This is a genomic window from Gilvibacter sp., assembly GCF_013214815.1.
GTDB lineage: Bacteria > Bacteroidota > Bacteroidia > Flavobacteriales > Flavobacteriaceae > Gilvibacter.
This window is the reverse complement of the sequence record NZ_JABSPU010000012.1, coordinates 31,135-52,257: the sequence shown is the minus strand read 5'-3', so window position 1 is coordinate 52,257 and position 21,123 is coordinate 31,135. Positions and strand designations below refer to the sequence as shown.

General features: G+C 44.5%; 17 protein-coding genes. 13 read left to right on the top strand and 4 right to left on the bottom strand.

Features of this window, described 5'->3' with window-relative positions; translation table 11 throughout:
• Nucleotides 1-180: 180 nt before the first annotated feature.
• The 7 genes from HRT75_RS04455 to HRT75_RS04425 are packed head-to-tail and all read left to right on the top strand — an operon-like array spanning nt 181 to nt 8,682.
• The gene (locus HRT75_RS04455) at nt 181-1,527 is read left to right on the top strand and encodes a microtubule-binding protein (RefSeq protein WP_291183104.1); all 1,347 of its coding nucleotides are present in this window, start codon (nt 181-183) and stop codon (nt 1,525-1,527) included.
• A gap of 52 nt (nt 1,528-1,579) precedes the next feature.
• Nucleotides 1,580-2,632 carry a hypothetical protein gene (locus HRT75_RS04450; RefSeq protein ID WP_291183102.1) on the top strand — a complete coding sequence of 351 codons (1,053 nt, stop codon included), beginning with the start codon at nt 1,580-1,582 and terminating at the stop codon, nt 2,630-2,632.
• A gap of 3 nt (nt 2,633-2,635) precedes the next feature.
• Entirely contained in the window at nt 2,636-4,600 is a 1,965-nt protein-coding gene (locus tag HRT75_RS04445; protein ID WP_291183100.1) for an AAA family ATPase, read from the top strand.
• Nucleotides 4,600-5,850: a DUF6638 family protein gene (locus HRT75_RS04440; RefSeq protein ID WP_291183098.1), complete on the top strand. Its 1,251-nt coding sequence runs from the start codon at nt 4,600-4,602 to the stop codon at nt 5,848-5,850. The genes HRT75_RS04445 and HRT75_RS04440 overlap by 1 nt, the downstream gene beginning before the upstream one ends.
• Nucleotides 5,847-6,374 (top strand): hypothetical protein, encoded by a 528-nt coding sequence (locus tag HRT75_RS04435; protein WP_291183096.1) that lies wholly within the window; start codon nt 5,847-5,849, stop codon nt 6,372-6,374. Before HRT75_RS04440 ends, HRT75_RS04435 begins: the two co-directional genes overlap by 4 nt.
• A gap of 10 nt (nt 6,375-6,384) precedes the next feature.
• Nucleotides 6,385-8,070 carry a hypothetical protein gene (locus tag HRT75_RS04430; RefSeq protein ID WP_291183094.1) on the top strand — a complete coding sequence of 562 codons (1,686 nt, stop codon included), beginning with the start codon at nt 6,385-6,387 and terminating at the stop codon, nt 8,068-8,070.
• 9 nt (nt 8,071-8,079) lie between these two features.
• Nucleotides 8,080-8,682 carry a hypothetical protein gene (locus HRT75_RS04425; RefSeq protein ID WP_291183092.1) on the top strand — a complete coding sequence of 201 codons (603 nt, stop codon included), beginning with the start codon at nt 8,080-8,082 and terminating at the stop codon, nt 8,680-8,682.
• A gap of 4 nt (nt 8,683-8,686) precedes the next feature.
• On the opposite strand, the gene HRT75_RS04420 is transcribed toward HRT75_RS04425, so the two are convergent.
• Nucleotides 8,687-10,714: a putative porin gene (locus tag HRT75_RS04420; RefSeq protein WP_291183090.1), complete on the bottom strand. Its 2,028-nt coding sequence runs from the start codon at nt 10,712-10,714 to the stop codon at nt 8,687-8,689.
• Between the two features lie 87 nt (nt 10,715-10,801).
• Here HRT75_RS04420 and HRT75_RS04415 point away from each other — a divergent pair, with 87 nt between their 5' ends.
• The 3 genes from HRT75_RS04415 to HRT75_RS04405 all read left to right on the top strand — a co-directional run bounded on the left by HRT75_RS04415 (nt 10,802) and on the right by HRT75_RS04405 (nt 15,563).
• Nucleotides 10,802-11,371, top strand: coding sequence for a ribonuclease HII (locus HRT75_RS04415; protein WP_291183088.1), 570 nt, complete (start codon nt 10,802-10,804; stop codon nt 11,369-11,371).
• 47 nt (nt 11,372-11,418) lie between these two features.
• Nucleotides 11,419-13,893: a hypothetical protein gene (locus HRT75_RS04410; RefSeq protein ID WP_291183086.1), complete on the top strand. Its 2,475-nt coding sequence runs from the start codon at nt 11,419-11,421 to the stop codon at nt 13,891-13,893.
• A gap of 137 nt (nt 13,894-14,030) precedes the next feature.
• Nucleotides 14,031-15,563, top strand: coding sequence for an OmpA family protein (locus HRT75_RS04405; RefSeq protein ID WP_291183084.1), 1,533 nt, complete (start codon nt 14,031-14,033; stop codon nt 15,561-15,563).
• On the opposite strand, the gene lipB is transcribed toward HRT75_RS04405, so the two are convergent.
• The 3 genes from lipB to HRT75_RS04390 are packed head-to-tail and all read right to left on the bottom strand — an operon-like array spanning nt 15,564 to nt 17,211.
• Entirely contained in the window at nt 15,564-16,283 is a 720-nt protein-coding gene (lipB, locus tag HRT75_RS04400) for a lipoyl(octanoyl) transferase LipB (RefSeq protein ID WP_291183082.1), read from the bottom strand.
• A gap of 11 nt (nt 16,284-16,294) precedes the next feature.
• On the bottom strand, nt 16,295-17,041 hold the full coding sequence (locus tag HRT75_RS04395) for a hypothetical protein (protein WP_291183080.1): 747 nt from the start codon (nt 17,039-17,041) through the stop codon (nt 16,295-16,297).
• A gap of 11 nt (nt 17,042-17,052) precedes the next feature.
• Entirely contained in the window at nt 17,053-17,211 is a 159-nt protein-coding gene (locus tag HRT75_RS04390) for a YqaE/Pmp3 family membrane protein (protein WP_272831695.1), read from the bottom strand.
• Nucleotides 17,212-17,279: 68 nt separating this feature from the next.
• On the opposite strand from HRT75_RS04390, the gene HRT75_RS04385 reads away from it, so the two are divergent.
• The 3 genes from HRT75_RS04385 (at nt 17,280) to lysS (ending at nt 21,112) form a co-directional block, all read left to right on the top strand.
• Complete coding sequence (locus tag HRT75_RS04385) at nt 17,280-18,356, top strand: helix-turn-helix transcriptional regulator (protein WP_291183076.1); 1,077 nt, start codon at nt 17,280-17,282, stop codon at nt 18,354-18,356.
• A gap of 104 nt (nt 18,357-18,460) precedes the next feature.
• On the top strand, nt 18,461-19,354 hold the full coding sequence (locus HRT75_RS04380; protein ID WP_291183074.1) for a tetratricopeptide repeat protein: 894 nt from the start codon (nt 18,461-18,463) through the stop codon (nt 19,352-19,354).
• Nucleotides 19,355-19,420: 66 nt separating this feature from the next.
• A complete protein-coding gene (gene lysS / locus HRT75_RS04375) occupies nt 19,421-21,112 on the top strand; it encodes a lysine--tRNA ligase (protein WP_291183072.1) in 1,692 nt (563 codons plus the stop codon).
• The last annotated feature ends 11 nt before the right edge of the window (nt 21,113-21,123 follow it).

Sequence of the window (21,123 nt, the reverse complement as noted above, 5' to 3'; positions counted from 1 at the left end):
ATCCGCTCGGGGTTTTTTTTGAAATCGCTCAAATTGTACACTATAGTTGCTTTTTGTAACATTTTGACTTCGTTTAAGACTAATAGTCGAAAGCTTTTCCAAAATGAGTGCCTTAACTCATTTTTTTTACCGAAATTGATACTCCGAAAATTTTAGCAACCTTAAAACAATAGTCTTACTATGGCTGACGATTTTGACTTATTAGAGACCGATTCTGGCCCCGCACAAGAGAAAGTAGATGTGAACTGGGGTAAAACCATGGACCAAATGAAAGCCAAGTTGGCGCAAGAGGACGATCCGGAAGTTCGTCAAAAGATACTCAACGCGACCTTGGACGACGTAGTAGGCATGGCAGAAAAGGATCGCAGCTCCCTATTAGAAGCGATCAAAGACCTTACGGACTATCAGGATGAAGTAGGAATCATCTTCGAGAAGTTCTCTACCCTCAATGCAGAGGAACAAAAAGTAATTGACCGTGCACAAGCAGCTTTGGACAAAGCCAAGGTGGAACTGCAAGATGCGGAGAACGTCAAGGACAATTGGTGGAACAACCTTTTTGGACGCAAGTCCCGCATCAAGCGCAAAGAAGAAGAGCTCAAAGCGGCAGAAAAAGCCCGTGATGCAGCAGACCTTCGCGCCAAGCAAATGTTCCAAGAGCGCATTGAGAATGCAGACATCCAAACCTTGCTCAATGAGCTTTCGTACAAGAGTCAGGCTGCCGTTACCCGTTTGAAGAACCGTGAGGTAGAGATCAAAGAGGTAGAAGAGAAATTGCAGGTAGCTATTGTTGAAGCTTCCAAGAACCATAACAAGGCCTTGGAGAAAAAGCAAGAGACTGAAGAAAAACTCGAAGAGCAATACGCTCTTTTAAAGCAAGCCCGTCAAGAGCTTGAGGAGATCACTGACAAGCAATCACCAGAGTATTCTGAGGCCATTGCCAAGATCACTCAGCTGGAACAAAAGGTAGAAGAACTGGAAGGTCTTAAAAACGCCTACACTACCCTTGCCGCTTCTAAGGACAGCTTTGTGCACAAGCACAACTTGACCATCAAAGTATTGACTTCTCTGCGCAGCAATTTGCAATCGCATAGAGCCAAGCTTAAAAGTGATACCGACGAGCGTCTGAAGTATTACGACGGATATGTGGTTGCCCTTAAAGCGAGAACCGATCAAGAGTTCGCAGCGATCTTAGAGCACTTAGGGGTTAAAACCGACGAGCATATTGGACAAACCCTAGCGGCAATGCACACGGCTTCTGCCAAGGCGCGTCAGCAGATGATGGACAACATCCCAGTTCACGAGAAAGTGATGCAAGGTGTTTACAGTTCCTATGCCGAGGCTTTACAAGAACTGCGTAAAAAGGATGCAGAGATCCAAAAAGACTTTGCCAACCGTTACGGGATTGACATGAAGGAGATCTTTGAGGACTATTACGCTACTGATGATGCTCCTGCACCAAGCGGTGACGGCGGCGGTGATGATCCGGCTCCGGCTCCAGACCCTGCAGACGACGACTTGCTCGGATAAACTCCGAAGCCACATCTTTTAATTTTAAACTTTCACGTGAAAGCGAGAGCTTATGGGCTTACATGACATAGTTACTCCCTTGGATTCTGCGGTTCTAGAAACCAAAGAACAGTACAAGGCGTATTTCAAACTGGTCAAACACGGTTTCAATGCTTTGGTTGATGCCCTAAAACAAAAGGACATCTGTACCGAACGCGAACTCGAGTTCCTGTCCCAGTACTGTGACTTGATGCTCTACAGCTTGGAAGCTTTCCGTGTGAAGTACCTCTTTGACGATGAGGAAAAGATGCGGATCGATCTCACGGAGTCCGGATTTCCAAACTTTTTGGAGTTCCGGTACTTGCTCAATGATCTGGCCCTCAAGCAAGAATTCATTGAAAAATTGCCTCCGGCTCTGCAACTCAAAGAAGAGTTTTTGGACACGCTCTTAAAGCAAAAAAAGCCAGTAGCAGATAAAAAATTACATCAAGCGGCGTCTATTGTTTACTATACATCGGTAGACCGCAACTATATCTTTAGACGCTTTGTACAAGGGAAAATTGTGCGTACCAACGACAGAACTATTGGTCGCAATTTGGTGAGCTGGTCCTTTTATGACGTTACGCTCAACAGGCCTTTTGTAGGCTATATGTACTTTGACGTGAACAAGACCAGCGTTGCGGACTATCAGGCGGAGATCTATGAAGCCTTAGAAAAGGTTGCGGATCGCAATATGGACGTAGAGATGATGGCCTATGCCATTGACAAGCGTTTGCCTAAACTGTATCCGCGTAGTTTAAAGCTGATTGACCTTGGGCCGTTGCACAGCATCTTTGCCAAAGATGAACTGGCCATTACGCACAGTTTGCTCAAAGCCATTGGCAACAAAGATCTGGACCTATCGAATTTTGCGTTTTCGCTCAGAGCGGCGCATATCGAATCCAAAGGCACCTTTAAAGAAGGGAGCTTTTTCAACAAGCAGCACTTCCAGATTTGGTCAGAACCCAAGCGGGAACGCCTGCTCTTTGCACCCCACCGGACGTTGCAGATTTTGTACAACGACATTCCGGACGAACTGAATTTATTGACACAGAACCCTATAGAAATCCCTGCTGTAAACCTTTAATATATGGAACACAATACCACATTTCCCATCAAAAAGAACGAACTGGAAGCCCTCCGCGAAGAAGCGGCCTCTTACCTTAAAGGTGTTCAATGGGAACAGGGTATGAAAGCCAAGAATAGAGAGAAGGACGGCAAAGACGATTCTATTCTACTCTACCTCTCTAAAGCGACTGGCAATGGCAAAACAGACGTGACCTCTGTTTCCAAGACCATTTTAGGGCTTAAAAAGCGCTTGCTGAATGATTCTATTGCCATTCCTTTAGCTCTGAACCAATCCCTTATGGCGCTGCAAGAAGGCCTCAGTATGGGTATTTGGTTAAAGGACGCCTATTCTGATGCCAGCGGTCTTTCTGCCATGCAAGAGCAGCGCAGCAGTTTAGACGCTTCACGCCGCAGAGAATACGACAGCAAGATGCATACAGCCACGGCCTTTATGCTCTATGGGACTGCTTATAAGACGCTTTTCGATCTGAAGCCTCATGCTTCTGATGATCTGACTGTGCTTAAAAATAAATTCGCGGGGATTCCTGAGGTCTCTTTAGCTTCACCTATTAAAGGAATTGCCTGTATGCTTTTTTACTTTGACAAGTATTTGAGCCATCCAGAGATGATCACCTCAGACAAAGATGTGATTGATTTTACGGTGGTTTATTTTGAAGGATTGATTAGTGAGATCCAACTCCGCATCAGTTCTTTAGAATACACAGAGACCATTACCGACAGAACCTATAAACTAGACAACAGCGAGTTTGCTGTCTCTGGCTGGGAGAATGTCTTTGAAGGTACTGCACAGAGTGTAGAGTTTAATAAGATCCAGTTTGAACAGATTGTAGGCAACCGAGACGCTAAGCACTTTGCCCGCCGTTTGACTGAGCGTATGCTGAGTTATGATTTTGCAGCAAAGAAAAATCCGTTCCAAGAGTTGGGTGGCTTTATGCCGGTTTTTATGGGCTACGGAATTCCAGGTACAGGTAAAAGTATGTTGATCGCCGCTATGGCGACACGGCTTAAGGAATACTGTGAGATCTTGGAGATACCCTTTCTGTTCCATCCTATGCCAGACACGTTGATCTCTACTTTTCAAGGAGGTTCTGCGGAGAAAATGGTACAGTGGATGAAACCCATGCAAGACCCTACTAAGTTGATCTTTGCGCCTATAGACGATGCGGAGAACAACCTGCAAGAACGTACCGCTCAAGGAGTTTCTGCAGGGGTTAAAGAGGTTATTGGAGTGTTCTTACGCTACACAGAAGGAGCCTATGCCGTGAACTACGGAAACAGTGCCATTGGTCTATTTACAAACTTACCGGAGATGCTGGACAAAGCGGTGATCTCAAGGGTGCAGGCACGTTTTAAGATCGATGGAGCTCGAACCATTCCAGATTTTGTGGATCAGGACTATTTGTGGTGGAGCAAACTCAACGAAACCATGCCAGGCTTTGTGAATATGAAAGATCCGGAGAAATACGAATACTTAGCCAATCAAGGCTTGGCAAAGAATTTAGGGGAGATCTTAAAGCATGCTGAGCGTCCTAGTGAAGAGCGCGTATTGGAGATCTTTGAGCAGGTAGAATCCAAACATGCGCACGACAAGCATATGTTCTATGCGGAGCTCTACAAGAAGATTCAGGAGAGCTTTCCGTTTTTCTCCTCTCGAGATATTAGAAACATCCAGTCTGCGATTTCCTTGCGCTTAACAGACTTTGACTTGCCTGAGCAGTGGTTTGAGGATCCGACCTTGTATTTCAAAAAGGATTACGACACCAAATACACCATGCTTCAGGACCTGATGAAGCAGAACATGAAAGGCCTGGACTTTTCGGACATTAGAAGACAAGAGGTGGTGCGCTACTTAGACAACGTAGCAACCATTGCAGATACCGACTTTAAACGTAAAGTGGAACAACGCGTGAACGAGCTAAACATTCAAATGGAAGCTCGCGAGCAGTTTGAAAAAGGAACAGATTAATGGAGAAATTACAACAGGCAGGATTGTTTGGCGGCGGCTTGACCACGGTTTCTGGACCGTTGGTAGCGCGCTATAACGACTGTTTGGCCATGTTGGGAATCAAACCGGTTAAGCTCAAACGCTTTCAAATAGACGGTTTAGGGTGGAGTCCAGAGGTAGCTGCGGAGCTCAAAGACGATTACTACCTCAACCTGGGCGATGCCAATTCCTATGGGATCATTGTTTCTCCAGAGCAGTTTGATCAGCCTGTTTACAGACCCTTCCACAGTTTTGATCGGGATCTGATGTACGCTGTCTTTACGGCCTACCAAAGAGAGATCAAAGACATTACTAAAGATTCCGCGATCTGTTTGCATATAGACCAAGGCTTAGATACCTATTACGAGTCCTTTGATCTTTTGAAGATTGAAAAAGTGACCGTTCACTTTAAGATCAGTGGGGACTTGGACAAGAACAAGGCAGAGCAAATGGCCCTCATTGAGGAGTACAATACAGGGAACAATTTCTTCCACCGAGAGATCCACAAAAAGCTCTTGGCCTCTGCCCTAGCTTATGGAGATTTGCGGGAACGCAAAGTTCATTTGGAACCCATCAGTGTAGAAGTGAACTCTTTTTACACCAAAGCCTATGGCGGCGTATTTATCCTGCGTGACTTCATCAAAGAGATCATGGTCTTTGAGTCCATGGAAACCTTTAAGAGTTCCATCAGCAACACCACCCATGAAGTGATGTTGTTCCACAAGGACCACGAGGAACTGCATAAGACCCTAGTAGATCATTTGATCGTCGAATGCAATTTGAAGCGCTCAGAATCCACTCCGAAGTACCTGCGCATCAAAAAGCATTTGATGGTGGAAAACCTTAAGGAAACAGAACATCCTTTGGCAGAGATCTTAGGGAACGAGTTTCTGTACAAGCGTTATTTCAACACCTTGACAGATGCTCAGCGCAAGCTCATTAGCGGCGTGGAGATCTATAACGAGAAGATTGCCCAGAGCAACCAATATAAACGCAAGGACCTGGTAGATTACCGAATTTTCCTCGCCTTGCACGAACCTCATTCTTCTATTGAAGATGAGCACCGCGCTTTGATCTGGAAGCTGCTGGTTAAAATTATGCCGCTAGATCCTGTGGCCCTGTACTGGTTTGACAAAGAGAGCTTTTACGCCCATTTTGTAATCTATGACGTATCGTATCAGGATTGGATCGTGGCGCGTATAAAAGAACGCAATAAAGAATTTAAGTTATGACCATAGAGATCATTGTATTTATAGCTGCCATTTTGTTTGGAATTGTTGCCTACTGGCGCGAATCTAAAAACAATAAGTTCTACCGTTTGGTGAACAAGATCACTCACAGCAAAGAGCTGCAGATGGTGGCCGACAACCCTACAGGCTTTTTGTACCTCCAACCTTTTTTGATGCGCTTGGTGTGGATCACCGCAGGTTTTCTATTAGGCCTGATTTTGGTCATGGTCCTTACTCCGATCAACCTTTTTGTGGTACAGTATTTTGTGAGCGCCATAGTCGGAACCTTAGCGGGAACCTATATCGCTTCGGCCTTCTTTGTGACCAAGGAAGGACTCTCTAAGGAGAACTTAGTGGAAGCCGTTCAAAAAGGACGAGACTTTATAGAAGACTTGGCAGAAGGCAAGCCAGAAGCGGAGGCGGAAGAAGCTAAGGAGCCTACTCCAGAAGCAGAAGCAGAACCAGAACCTGAAGCGCCTAAAAAGAGCGCTAGAGAACGCCTAAAGGACAAAGGCATGATCAACTAATTAAAACACCATGAGTAGACTCAAAAGATATTGGCAACGCGGCAAGAAGCAGAAACGCAATGTGATTCTGCTGGGTTTGCTGGCTTTGATCCTCTTATTCATTCTGCGGGATGATTATCAGCCGGCACTGCTGTTTTTGCGCAAGTACATATTCTTGATTCTGCTCAGCGGAATCATTACCGTCTTTCTTTTTTCAAGATTTAGAAGGTCTCCTTCCACCGGAGCGCGTATAGGTTATATTGCAGGAATAGCGGGTTGGTTTGGTCTGCTGTGGTATGTAGGCTGGAGTTTGAACCTCTATCAATTCATGCAGTCTTATAATGTGTTCTCTGATCTGAACAAGATCGAAATTCATGAATTACCGCTTACGCAGAACGAACGCATTCAGCCGTTCAACAATATAGTGACCATGGCCTATGAGTCTATTGGAGAGACTCAAGAGGTGTCTTTACCACATTTGGTTCGGGTTGATGGCACCAATCAATGGACTATGGCCGTTCAGCCTGCCGAAGAATATATTTGGCAACGCATCAATGACAATACCGAAGAGCTTTTCAATGTGGATTCCACCACGCCATTTCCGCGTTTTTCAGAAGACAATAGAGTGAAGATCACCTTTTCTATTGGCGAATCTTTGGCCTGGAGCAGAAACACTTATAACGCCGTAGTACAGCGCTTCGGATTCTTTAAGCTCTTTACTTATGAGCCGAGCGATGTGTTCTATATGAAGAACGATGACGGCAAGTGGGTCCAAGTAGTGAGTTTGATCAAATGGAAAGGTTTCTTTTTTCCATATCCTACCTACGGAGGGGTTATGGTCATTGAACCGGGAGCACACGATTTTGGGGACTATGTGGAGCGTATCCTGATAGGAAAAGGAACCTATTATTCACCTGAGGAAACCAAGAACTATCCGTATCTGCAAAGACAGAATATATTGGCAGAGCAAGTCTCACGCATGCAAGCTCAGTCCTTGCAATTCTTGGGTGGATTTACAGATCCACTCCCTTGGAATAAAAAGACAGCTGTTAAAATCCCCGATCTGGAAGCTGATCAAAACCAGCAACCTTTCGTCACCGATTTCAATTGGGAAGGCATGAACGTGGGCGCCTATGACGGGCTGTACCACTGGTTTGGTTTAGAACCGATAGGTGATGAGCGCACTACCCTTTCTTTTAGTGTGATGATTCCTGCGGATGGAACCGATCAGTTGTTCTACTACAATCACGCTTCTAAAAATGAAGGCTTGGCAGGGGTTTCAGCTATGCCCTTAAAAGTGATCGAGTCACGCAAAGAATACGATTGGTCTGTCAATAGACCGGTAGAGTTTAGACCTTTTATCAAATACATTGGCGGGCGCAAGCGTATGTTTGTGATCACCACAGTGACCTCTGCCCGTGAGGATTCCAAAAGGTTTGACGGAGCTGCGACTCCAGATTTGGCACTCATTGATACTGACTACCGCGATGTGGTTTGGATAGATGCCAAAAAGCCACTCAGCTGGGGCGATGCTATTTTAGATCAGTTGGGAGAAACCTGGAAGGCCGATGAGAACTTGACGGATAAACAATTGTATCCTTATCAAGATCTGGACTTTCAACAAGAGAAAGTGGTAGACAGTATCATTCCGCTAGCGGTGGACAGTTTGGTCATTGACAGCGAGCGGGTAGAACTGCCGGGAGATACGATTCAGTAGCTTTTTATTTTGATTACACTAGTACGTATATTTTCTGGTGCTTTTATCCTTTGGGGATTATTAAACTTTATCGGAGCATCATTGATATCATCTGGGAATATTAATTACAACAAAGAACTACCCTTAAATGGTGTTGAGGATTTTGCAGTAGATAGCGAAGGAAACATATTTCTCGGCCTACAAGACTTCGGTAAGGTTCAGATGTACAATTCAAACGGGCAATTTATTAGAAACTGGCAGGTGGATAAGTCTGGCGGAACCTTTACCCTTAAAATCACTGGCAAAGATGAGCTTGTCATTTATTCGATTCGCAATAATAGTCTCACCTATTACAATTCACTTGGAAGTACGATAACTCCTCAGAAAAAACAAACCGAAACAATCGAATACTCCAGATCAGATAGAGAATTCACTGATCTTCAAAATAGAAAATACAAGCTTCAAGGAAATATACTTCAAGAAATAATTCAGCTCGAACCAGAGCGAAAACTTATCGTTAAAGAACCGTCAAAATTTGCAATCTTCGGCATTAAAATAGCATGGCTAATTGGGATATTGGGAGCAGTGGCTTCTTTCCTTTTAGAGAAACTTGAGAAACAGAAATCCGTCTAAAATTTTACAACAAGAAATTCCACACCAATCCAAAGCGGATCACCGCATCGCGGTAAGGATTCTGCGGATCTGAGAAGTAATCGGGGTTAGAGCTAAAGAGTGAGTTGAAGTGCTCGTATTTAAAGTACACCCGGGTTTGACGCACCTTAACGTTAAAGAACAGATCGATCAGCGGGAAGCCTCCAAACTCCTGCTCGTTCTGTAAATAGAACTCGCCCAAAACGGGATCGTATCGGTTCATCTCATAAGCCGTAAAGTACTTGAAGGTGACACCCGTTTGTACAAAGAGTGCTTTTTTAAACCACTCGTCTTCATAGAACAAAGAGTTTCTAGTTACCAATTCTGGAACTTTAAATACACTTTCTCCGTCCAAAAGAGTTTGGTACATGATGGTGTTGTTCAAACCGAATTTACGCCAACGCAGTTCACGAGACACTTTGACCTTTAAATAATCCACACGACCGCTAAACTGAAAGGGACGCGGGGTCGTAAAGCTCGTAGTCCCGTCTGTGGAGGTCACAGTCACACCATCAAAATAAGCGTAGTCTTCAATACCAGTATAGGTCACCTCAGCATCAAAAAGCTTATCAGAAGTTAAGAGGAATTGAAACTGTTGTTGCTTCACATTCTCAAAATCATTCTGCCAATTGTAATTGATATAGTCGCTTTGGTGTAGCAAAAAATTATAGTTTGGCGCGCGAGAAGTGATGGCTGCTCTGATGCGTACTTTGTTGTTATCGTTTATAGCATAACCAGCGCTACCTTCCAGATAATTCCCTTCAAATTCTCCGCTTACGTTAACGCCGATTCGACCTTCTAGGTCAAACCCTTTATAGCGCTTGGCATAACTACCTCCAACGCTAATGAAATCACCTTTTAAACGATTGGTAATGGTCTGGTTATCCAAAATAATCACCCGCTCATAACCGTAATTGAAGTTGGTATATCCCGCATAAAAACGCATATCTCCTACAATCGGGTTTTTGTATTCTACATTCCCTTCTGCATAAAACTCTTCTAAAGTAGAGCGGTCTTGCAAGTTGCTGGTCTCATAGGCTGGGCCAAATCCATCAAAAGGAGACTCTTGAAAATACTCAAAGTACTTATCCTCAAAACTCACAATATTCCCCACACGCAGGGTATTGGTTTGGGTGGAATCGGGCTGGATCAAAGCGTAATCGTGATCCAAATGAAAACGCTTACCTACCAAAATATTCTCTGCATCTTCAAAATTTACCTCTACCCGTCCGCGGTCATCAAATTCAGGATCGCCGGAGGTAAAGATCGGAATGAAATCGTCTCGAATCCCTCCGTTCTCATTGTTGAGCAGGTCTTGCGTGACCATATGGGCTCGGGCTCTATACCGCTTATCAGGAGAGAAATAATTGGTCGTAAATCTAAAGTTCCCCGTAGAGGTCAAGGTGCTTTGATAGTTTCCTAAGGAACGTAAACCTTTATAGGCAATAGAGAAATTGAGATTCGGTTGTGTATTGATGGTAAAGAAGGCATCCAACTGCTGTCCTTGTTGGAAGACCGTTTTAAAATACAATTCTGTTAATGGCGTAGGTACACTGTAGTAATAGGTGTCCTCAATTTCCATATAGTTGAAATGACGCGCTCGCGCACCGAATTCAGGAGCCAGACTCACTTTGGTCAGATCATATCCTAGACTGTTATAGGTCTGCCCAACATTGGCAAAAGGCAAAAGCTCAAAATCGTCCTTGCGTAGATAATTGAACTTATAATCCTTGGCCATGGTCAAGGTGGTGTCCAAATTGGTGGTGTCACGCTTTACTGAGATAATCTTGTACAGCTCAATCGGCGGTTTGTCCGTTGGATTGGTAATGTTGTTGTCAAAATCACCTCCGCGATTGTTATTGCGCCCATCATTACCTCCCTGCTGCTGATTGAACGGTACACCCGTACGTTGTGCCATCACTGGAGAGAAACCTCCAAGGAGCATCAATACGCCGAGAGCAAAGAAAAAAGACCTGTGGCTTTTTGAGGGTAGTAAAAAAAATCTGCGCTTCATTCCAGTAGTTGCACGCAAAGTTATACTTTTCAACGTATTCTTATCTTAAATTTGGAGGTGCTGAAGTTAAAAATTCATAAAACCCTCGTGGAATGCGGTACGGATGAAGCCGGACGCGGCTGTTTGGCCGGTCCTGTCACAGCTGCAGCGGTGATTTTACCCGATGATTTTAAACTTCCCGCGCTCAACGATTCTAAAAAATTAACCCACAAACAGCGGGAAGCCTTGCGCCCAATCATTGAGGAAAAGGCTTTGAGCTATGCGGTTTGTCATGTGTGGATGGAAGAGATCGATAAGATCAACATCCTCAATGCTTCCATCACTGCCATGCAGCGCGCTATTGAACAATTGGACCCCAAACCAGAATTCATTGCCGTGGACGGCAATCGGTTCAAGCCTGTTGAGGAGATTCCCCATGAATGTGTCATTAAGGGAGATGGGCGCTATTTACATATTGCAGCGGCCTCTGTATTGGCCAAGACCTATAGGGATGACATTATGTTGGAACTGCATGAAAAACACCCGCAATACGCCTGGGATGCCAATAAAGGCTATCCTACTCAGGCGCATCGAACGGCAATAAGAGAATTTGGCAGCACTCCTTATCACCGCATGAGTTTTAAACTTTTGCCGGAACAACTCAAATTGGACCTCTAGCTGTTAAAAACCTTTCGATAAACAGACTAAAGTCTGCTTTAAAAACGTTGCAATTCCTAGTATTTTTGTTCAATATGATGGGGCCTTTTAAAACAACACGATTACAACGAATTCTGCCTTCAGCCGGTTACGGTTTGCTTTTGCTGTTGCTTGTATTGCTGATCTCGGCCTGTGAATCAGAGCGTAAGTTTGACGGCAAACTGAGCTTTTACGTACCTGCAGACGCTAGCTTGATCATTCGCAGTTATGACCCCAAGGACATGATTAGTGAACTGGAGAATAACAGTTTTCTTAGAGGATACGAGCGCTCCGATAGTCTTCCTGGTATTGCGGCCTTGTGGTCACGCTTTGACACTTTAAACCCACAAGGAGAATCCTGGCTTTCATTTTCACCGAGTACGGACAGTGTACTCCAAATCGGGCTCATCACTAAAGTAAAATTGCTCCAACAAAATGACTCTCTTGCTGATCAAGGCTGGTTAGCAGCTATTCGCGTAAAGGAGAACAAAAAATTACAGCTCCAAACAGACAGCGGGCCGCTGTTCTTACAATTGGAAGAAGGTGTTTTGATCGCGGCAACTTCTGATGCGCTGCTTCAAAAAAGCATGGAAGGACCTGGTTTAAGCGGACAGCAATTGGGGAAACTTTCGGCCTCTTTGAATACAGACAAAGCTGCAGTATTCTTTAATAACGGACTGGCTAGCGAGTCTTCTTTTGGATCGGGTTGGCAAGGTGTTTCCTTAGAATTGCAACCTGATGGTTTTGGCTTTTATGGTGTTGGACAAACCAAAGATTCAACTGCCCTTTGGAGCCGAAACGATTTGGGACAGCCTGCCCAGCTCAATCTGCCCAGCATTGCTCCGGCCACTTCAACCTATATTATTGAGAGAAGTTATAAATCTCCCGTAGATACCCTTAGCAACAGATTGGACAGTAGCTTAGGAGCTCAGCTGCTTGACAATAGCAGTAGCTATGGTTATTTAGAAGGGAAAGGAGGAAAAGTCATCGCCTTTAAAGCTATAGACAGTTTGAATTTTCAGGATATCCTGAGTGCATATTCAAGTGAAAACGATCAGTTCAGAGCTATTAAACGCTACAGCCTAAACGACACCTTACAATTTGATGCAGACCAATTCCCATGGTTGAGCGCTGTTAAGGCGACTACTTTCTTTAGGTTGGAAGATTACTTTGTGTTTACTGAAGAGACGATCGCCTCAGAAGAAATAATAAGCAGCTACCGCAATAAAGCAAGTATAGCCAATCGTTCCGATTATTCTGGAATCAGTGCCGGCTTGAGTGATGTGGCGCATTTGAGAATCTACGGTCAACCGGAAAGACTAAAACCCTATTTGAGTGATGCTGCTAACGGTTTATTTGCTCAAGAAACTGAATTGAATCAGCAGCAGGAACACCAATTGATGGGGCTGCAGTACACTGCGTTGGACGGGGTGCTCTATTTACAAGGTCAAACCGTATTGCCTCAGGCCAAACAAACCACCACAGGCATTCAGGAACTGAGAAGCATTGCGCTGGGATCTTCTCCCTTGGCAGATCCGCAGTGGTTCTCTAACCACCGGACCAAAGGAAAAGATATCGTATATCCGGACGTGGACAACCCGCTCCACCTGCTTGCTTACAACGGAAAATCCCTTTGGACGCGCAAACTCGGCGAACCCATTTTAGGGAAGATTCAAGAGGTAGATTTGCTGAGAAACGGCAAAAAACAATTGGCTTTTGCTACAGCCAGCCGACTCTACATCATTGACCGCAACGGCGATGACGTTGGCTCCTTCCCTATCAAATTCAAGGATGAGGTTACCCAGCCCTTGGCCGTGTTTGACTACGACAACAACAGAAAATACCGCTTTGTCATTGTGCAAGACAAGGACATATTGATGTACGATGCGAAGGCCAAAATTGTTAAAGGTTTTACTTTTACAGAAGCACCAACTGCTCTAGCCATGCCCCCCCAACACTTGCGCATTGGCAATAAAGATTATTTGACCTTTCCGCTGACGGACGGCCGTCTTTTGATCAAAAGCCGTGTGGGGAAAGATCGGGTTAAGGTCAATAGTACATTTACCTTTGGAAGTTCTCCCATTTTTGAGGAAGGCGGCAACTTTGTCTTTATCTCGGGGGATGAAACCAAGGTCAGTATTGACACCCGCGGCGGAATCAGCCGCAAAGAACTTGGAGTTGAACAGGGTTTTTCCTTAGTGATCAGTGGCAAAACCAAGGTGTCTCTGGATGAAAATCTGCTGCGAATAAACGGGCGTCTCTATGAGTTACCTTACGGAGTTTACAGCGCTCCAGGCATATTTCAAGTGGGCCGAAAACGCTATGTCAGCCTTACAGATCTGCAGGAAAAAACGGTCTATGTCTTTGACACCAACGGGGATCTGCTGCCTAACTTCCCGGTTTATGGGACTACCTCCGGGGTCATTGGAGATGCCAACCGAAACCGCCGACCTAATTTACTGACCCAAAGTGACAAGAACACTTTGACCATCTACGAGTTTTAATCCTGACTTGTTTACTTCTAGCCTTAGTTAGGAACTAAAAGTTGATCAGCCACCAGAAAAACCCTGAATCTCAGATCAGGCGTATGATGTGCGCTAGCATTAAGTAACTTTAAACCAACTAATTAAACCGCATCGGAATGAAACCAAAGAACCTCCATCTGCTATGTGCCAGCTTTATATTTCTTTTCATCGCACCTCAATTACAGGCCCAGACCAAACGCATCAAAAGACCTCGCGGCAGTATTGGGGTAAGCAGTGCAGATCGGTTTGTACGTGAATCCTTTGACCTTTATGACAATGTTTACCGCTACGACGGATATTTAGAGAGTGGCACTTCCCTTTATGATGAAGATATCGACATCTTAGAAGCGGCTATAGACGATGTGGACGGACTTCTGCTCAGCGCGCCTAACGTAATTGCCGATCTTGACGGAGCCGGCGTGATCAAACAATCCAAGGGAGTGTTGCAGATCAATAAGGCCAAAAAGGCACTACGGTACTGCGCGGAGACCATTCCAAAGCTTTTGGCGGGACGAAAATCCGGAGAGTCTGATGAAACGGAAGATCAAGAAGAAACCACAACCTCTTCCGAAGAAACCACTTCCAACGATCAAGCCGACTCCGGACGTTCAGATGGTGACGCCACCCCGAATGCACCGCCAACTATCAACAGTAAGTTCGATTTTGTTCCTGGAGATGAGATCATTTTTGAAGATGATTTTTCAGCGGATTTTATTGGTGACTTCCCTTCCCGTTGGAACACCAACGGCAGTGGTGAGGTAGTCACTTTTGGAGATGACCCTACCAAATGGTTGGAGCTCTCCTCTGGTTTCTACACATTCTACGTTCCAGACGTCACCGAACTTCCAGAAGAGTATACCATTGAATTTGACGTACGCACCGCAGGTGTTGACCGTGGAACCTCCAGTTCAGCGAGATTTAGAGTGAGTGTTGAAGAGGAGAACAGTTTAAAACGAACCAACAATCGCGTGGAAGTATCACTGAACTATCCGCAGTATACAGGCAACTCCGCAACCATTGTCAGTCGTATTGACGGAAAAGATGTGATCAACAACTCACTTAATGTCGAGCTTCGTAAAGAACAATTGGAAATCCACCACTATGCCATTGCCGTAAATAAAAGACGCATTCGTCTTTGGGTCAATCAAAAGAAACTCATTGATGTGCCAAGAGCCTTACCCGAAGTTTCCATCATGAACGGTATAAAGCTAAACACAAGCAGTTTTAAAGACGGTAAGGAACGTTTTTTTATCACCAATTTTAAAGTGGCCAAAGGCGGATTGGACCTCAGACGCACCTTGATGAATGACGGGCAGGTGTCTACTTCTGGAATTCTGTTTGATTCTGGCTCGGCAACCATCAAACCGCAATCCTACGGGATCATAAAACAGATCTCTCAAGTATTGCTGCAAGACAAGAATATGAAACTCAAGATCGTTGGACATACCGACAGCGACGGCAATGATGATAACAACCTCAGCCTTTCCAAAAAACGCGCAGCGGCCGTTAAACAAGCTTTAATTGACATCTACGGCATTGACGGAAATCGTTTAAGCACGGATGGAAAAGGTGAACAAGACCCTATTGCAGATAATTCCACGCCAGAAGGCAAGGCCCAAAACAGACGCGTGGTCTTTATAAAAAAGTAATTAAGACAGGGCTGGAGTTGCAAACTCTGCCTCAAAAAGTTCCAAGAAGTGCTTTTTTAGTTTAGACTTAACTTCTTCCATGGATACCTCAGCGGTGCCGAGTTCAACATTGAGCGAGGTTACCGCTTTGTCTTTGATACCACAAGGGATCATATGATCAAAGTAGCCTAGATCTGAATTGACGTTGAAGGCAAAGCCGTGCATGGTTACCCAACGGCTCGCACGTACACCCATAGCGCAGATCTTTCTGGCGAAGGGGGTACCCACATCCAACCAAACACCAGTTTCACCATCGGAGCGCTCGCCTTTGAGGCCATATTCTGCCATTACACGAATGATCATCTCTTCTAAGAAACGCAGGTATTTGTGAATGTCTGTAAAGAAGTTTTCCAGATCGAGTATGGGATACCCTACCACCTGGCCTGGCCCGTGGTAGGTAATATCGCCACCTCTATTGATCTTATAAAACTTTGCATCGATGGCCTCCAGTTGTGCTTCTGGAATGAGCAAATTGTCAAAATCTCCGCTCTTGCCTAAAGTGTAGACATGCGGATGCTCCACAAACAACAAGTAGTTGGGTGTTGGCTTGTCATCCTGCTGACGGCGGTTGTGGATCTTAATGTCTAAGATCTGCTGAAAGAGTTCCTCCTGATAATCCCAGGTCTCTTTGTAATCCCGCAGTCCGAGGTCTTGAAATTGAATTTGCTTGTTGTCAGTCATCAAAAGGGCATTTAGTCTTCCAATACCACCTCAATATCCATAAGGTCTGGATCTTTCATATAATCCATAAAACCTACTGAGTAGTAAAGGGTTTTCCCATCATTGCTGAAAGTAGCCGATTCTCTATTGGTGGATTTGATCTTTCTCGGGAAGGTATATTCTAGTTTGTAAGAGGATGAACTGAAGAACATTTCCATGCTCTTCATACTGTCAATCTGTACTTGATACTTCTCAGCATCGACAATATAGGCATCTCTTTTAAAGACGTTGTTTTCAAAGGTATAGCTAACCTTTACACTCTCATCATTCTTGGGCTGTTGTTGCGACTTGTCTCCTTGAGGATTCATGAAACCATCCAAGCTGTTGAAACCGTCATTGATATTATTGGCTTCTGATACGTCTTTGAAGTCTGAGAAGATGTTGAATTTCATCACGCCTTCTTCTTCATCGATCAACATGCGCATTTTAAAATTCTCCATGGCCATGATCTCATCGCGCTCCTTAGCAGGTAAAGACATGATACTGTCTTTATTCTCTTGAATGAACTCTTTGAAGTCAATGATGGAATCTACTTTTTCCTTTTCACCGTCTTCATCTCCGCCACCCATTTCTCCGGCCATACCCATGAGTTCTGAGGCGTCAAAGTTAACCGAAAGGCGACCGCTGCCGTCTTCATTCATGGTCATTTGTTCGGTAAAGTTACAGCTGATCATGACCAAACCGATCAGTAGCATAAGTAATTTGCTGAATAATTTCATAGTGTTGATGATTATCGTTCTGGGTTATTTAATATGATTAGGGCGGCTACCACTCCGGGTACCCAGCCGCAAATAGTTAATATTAATACAATTACAATGGAACCGCAGCCCTTATCGATCACCGCTAAAGGAGGAAAGACAATGCTGAGTAATACGCGCCATATGCTCATAAATTCTAAGGATAAAGATACATTAATTAATACAGATAGGACGGCAGTTTAGCCGATGTGTTACGCCCATGACTTTGGATTTTTTGTACCGCGAGTTTTCCCTACTTTTGAGTGTGAAGTTTTACTACCTACTTCTGAGCCTACTCTTACTTCCAGCCACCAGCTTTGGACAGTATGTCTTTGAGGGTCAAGTGGACCCTGGAGACTGGAACGGACAAGCGTATTTGTCGGAGATTGAAGACTACCGTAAACTCAATGGTGTGTTCATCGATCTACTGATTCAAAGGGTTTCTTTGGACAGTTTGGGGATCTTTCGTTTTAAAGGCAATAAGCTGTCTGATAAAAATAAGCTCTACCGCATTCACGTGGATCGTTGCGCTTCCTATGAGCAGGACTTGAATCACTTTACGGGGAACTGCGAACACAGCAAGGCCATGATCATTATTGCTAATAATCGAGACACCATTACCTTACCGCAGCGTTTTGACAACGAGATCTTTTGTGAGGCCATCAGCACCAATGAAGCTACCTTGGCTTTACTTAAGGTCGATTCTATTATGGAGGCGATGAAGTATGAGTTCGTCGGATTGCGTTCTCAGACGGCTATTGACAATTTACTTGATGATTGGACAGCCCGATTGCATGAATTTGGCCAAGATCAAGATCCGCTGGTTGGGCTTTACATTTATGCCGGACTTACGGATAGAAGCACCATTTTTTACGATCATTACGTAAAACGTTTACAGCAAACTCCTTTTTACGCAGAATTGGCCACACGCTTGGAAAATGAGTACGGAGATACAGAAATTGCCAAACAGTATATTCGAGAGCATCAGGTAGAAAGTAGTTTGATCGCTCAGGAATCTTCCACAGACCGTTCCTCCGAATATTTGATCGCAGGCTTGGTCTTATTTTTAATTGGCTGCGGATTTTATTACCTCAAGATCCGACATGCCTCCATAAAGATCACACTCACTCCGCAGGAAGAAAAAGTCTTCCAACTCATCCAAGAAAATAAGACCAATAAAGAGATCGCTAGCGAACTTTTCATCAGCCACAGCACGGTAAAATCTCACGTAAACAACATTTACCGCAAATTGGGTGTTACTTCAAGAGATGAAATTAAATCTTTAAAAATCAAATAGTTAATAAATTTCAAACGGGGGTCTAGTACCCGTTTCCAACGGCTGTTTTACAAATCAGGCTAAAGAATTAAGCACTTTCGTTGCTGAACAAAAATGTATTCAGCATGAAAAGACTTACGCTTCTTTTGCTCCTTATAGCAAGCACGGGTTTTGCCCAAACCACTAACAATTTAATTACCGACGCTAAAGGCCGAGAGGTCCTCTGGGGACCTTTTGAATTCGCAGACTTAACAAGACCGCAATTTGTAGACTGGTATCAAAAGGGCTATGACAATTACACCCCTGACGCCAAGACAGTAAAAAACTTAAAAGAAACTATTGGCGACTATCAAATAGAGGTCTTTATGGGAACTTGGTGTGGCGACAGCAAACGGGAAGTTCCACGTCTAATCAAACTATTTGGAGATCTTGACATGCCCAAAGCCAATGTAAACTTGATCGCTGTGCGCGGCGATGGTGCGTTTTATAAACAAGGGCCTAATGGAGAGACACTTGGTCGCAATATTCATCGGGTACCCACTATCATCATTTCAAAAAACGGACAAGAGGTCAATAGAATTGTGGAAGACCCAATTGTGAGTCTAGAAGCAGATCTGCTCGCTATAACTCAAGGAAATTATCAGCCACAGTACCCCATAGCCAATGCTGTGGGCAGTCAACTTTCTAGTGATAAAGATCGAGGCCTATCAGACAGAAAGCTCAAAAAGCTCGCCGCTAAATTCAGTGACAAGACCTCTTCTTTTTACGAACTCAATACTTTGGCCTATGTACTCAGCACCCAAAACAAAGAGCAACAGGCCGTGAGTGTGCTCAAATTGAACAGTCTGCTCTTTGCTGATGAAGCCCAAGTTCATTATCGACTGGGTAAAAAACTAGAAGCACTCGGGGCCTACAATGAAGCCTTAGAGGCCTATAATAAGGCCATAAGCCTCAAACCAGAGATCTCGGATTACTCCGAGGCACTTGAGCGTGTCAAGTCGGCTAAAGAAGGGAAATAAATTGCTGCAAGGAAGAATTTAATAATAGAGGCAAAAACTGTAATTTTGCCTCTTAAATTCTTTTGCATGCAATTGTCTGAACAAGAACTGGTGCGCCGCGAGAAATTGGCGCAAATCAAAGCCCTGGGGATAGACCCTTATCCGGCAGCGGAATTTCCCGTTGACCATACTTCTGCAACCATTAAACAGGAGTTTTCAGAAGGCAAACAGGTTGTTGTTGCAGGCCGATTGATGTCTAGAAGAATCCAAGGGAAGGCTTCCTTTGCAGAACTTCAAGATGCAGACGGACGCATCCAAGTATACTTTAACCGTGACGAGATCTGCCCGGGAGAAGACAAAACCGCTTATAACGAGTTGTACAAAAAGCTGCTTGATATTGGTGATTTTATTGGAATCCACGGAGAGCTCTTCACCACTCAGGTAGGTGAAAAGACTGTAATGGTAAAAGAGTTTGTGCTTTTGAGCAAAGCGCTTAAGCCGCTTCCCCTACCTAAAGGAAAAGATGGTGTCATTTACGATAAGTTTGACGACCCGGAGCAACGCTACCGTCAGCGCTACGCGGACTTGGCAGTGAATCCTCAGGTTAAGGAAACCTTTGTGAAGCGCACCAAGCTATTCAATGCCATGCGCGAGTTCTTTAACGAGGCTGGTTATTTTGAAGTAGAGACTCCGATCTTACAACCGATTCCTGGAGGTGCTGCGGCGCGTCCGTTCATTACCCACCACAACAGCTTGGACATTCCGCTTTATATGCGAATTGCCAACGAGCTGTATTTAAAACGACTTATTGTTGGTGGATTTGATGGAGTCTATGAATTCTCCAAGAACTTCCGCAATGAAGGGATGGACCGTACGCACAATCCGGAGTTTACAGCCATGGAGATCTACGTGGCCTATAAAGACTACAACTGGATGATGGACTTCTGTGAAAAGCTGCTGGAGCACTGCGCCATGGCCGTGAACGGAACTACCAAAGCGACCTTTGGAGATTATGAGGTGGATTTCAAAGCGCCTTATAAGCGCATCAGTATGCGAGACTCGATTTTGGAGTTTACCGGTTTTGATATTTACGGAAAGTCAGAAGATGAGATCCGCGAGGCTTGTAAAGAACTTGGCGTTGAAACTGATGAGACGATGGGTAAAGGAAAGCTCATTGACGAGATCTTTGGTGAGAAGTGTGAGGGCAACTACATCCAACCGACCTTTATCACTGACTATCCTAAAGAAATGAGTCCGCTGTGTAAATCGCACCGTGAGAATCCAGAACTCACCGAGCGCTTTGAACTTATGGTTTGCGGTAAAGAAATTGCCAACGCTTACTCAGAACTGAACGATCCTATCGATCAACGCGAGCGTTTTGAGCATCAGCTTAAATTGGCTCAAAAAGGAGATGATGAAGCTACAGAATTCATTGACTTTGACTTTTTGCGTTCTTTAGAATACGGTATGCCTCCAACCTCAGGGATGGGAATTGGTATGGACCGACTCATCATGTTCTTGACAGACAACCAATCCATTCAAGAAGTCTTGTTCTTCCCGCAAATGAAGCCGGAGAAAAAGCAAGTTGCTTTGACCGATGAAGCCAAAGGCGTTTTAGAGCTGCTTCGCAAAGGAGAATCTATGCCTTTAGGGGACTTGAAAGAACAAGCGGGACTTTCTAATAAAAAATGGGACAAAGCCATTAAGGAGCTCACCAAAAATGGTTTGGCGAAGGTGGAGAAAACTGCGGATGCGCTCCTAGTAAACTTTGTGGGGTAGATTTTCGTATC